The sequence below is a fragment of the Rhizobacter sp. P2_H3 genome, from assembly GCF_056403355.1.
The window spans coordinates 1-746 of sequence record NZ_JBFUFQ010000529.1 but is presented as its reverse complement, the minus strand read 5'-3'; the positions used below and the strand labels follow the sequence as shown (position 1 = coordinate 746).

2 protein-coding genes are annotated in these 746 nt (G+C 73.3%); one reads left to right on the top strand and one right to left on the bottom strand.

Features of this window, described 5'->3' with window-relative positions; genetic code table 11:
- A partial coding sequence (locus AC1D1T_RS32855; RefSeq protein ID WP_477993552.1) for a hypothetical protein occupies nucleotides 1–253 on the bottom strand: 253 nt, incomplete at its 3' end.
- Nucleotides 254–381: 128 nt separating this feature from the next.
- Here AC1D1T_RS32855 and AC1D1T_RS32850 point away from each other — a divergent pair.
- On the top strand, nucleotides 382–746 hold a 365-nt coding region (locus AC1D1T_RS32850), incomplete at its 3' end, for a hypothetical protein (RefSeq protein ID WP_477993551.1).

The following is a 746-nucleotide window of genomic DNA, read 5'->3' as shown; positions in this document are numbered from 1 at the left end:
GTCTCTGCATCGCGTCGGTCGCGCGCTGCTGGCGCTTCGCCCTCAGCTCGTCGCGACTGAAGCTCTTGCGCGCGGCCTCGGCCTTCTGGAAGGCGTCCTCGATGTCCTTCTTGCGGGTACGCGACTCCGCGGTCCGCGTTGACCGGGGATCGCGCATGCCCTCGCTGCCGTCGCCCTGGCGCGCGCGGCCGCTCGTCGCGCCGGTGCTGATCGGATCGCCGGAACCACCCTGCGTCGACGCGTCCCCGGTCAACGCGGACCGCGGAGTCGCGTACCCGCAAGAAGGACATCGAGGACGCCTTCCAGAAGGCCGAGGCCGCGCGCAAGAGCTTCAGTCGCGACGAGCTGAGGGCGAAGCGCCAGCAGCGCGCGACCGACGCGATGCAGAGACGGCTCGCCCGCGATGCCGACGCTGTCGCCCGCAGCAGCGTCCAGGCGCAGCGCCTGGCTCGCCTGGCGAGCGAAGCGCAGACCCGGCACGAGGCCGCCGGCCGCCCGGACGGCGCGCTGAAGGCCGAGAGCGACCAGGCCCTGGCCGATGCGCAGCACGCGCTGGAGCAGCTCGCCGTCCAGCGCCAGGCGCTGGCGGAGAAGGCCGGCGCGTTCCAGCAGGCCGAAATACTGGCCGGCCAGCACGCGCTGAAGCGCAACAAGGCGCAGCGGGACATGCTGGACGCGCATGTGAAGCTGGCCGATCTGGCGGACCAGCGCGCCCGCGGCGATGTCGACGCGGTGCGCGCGGCGCG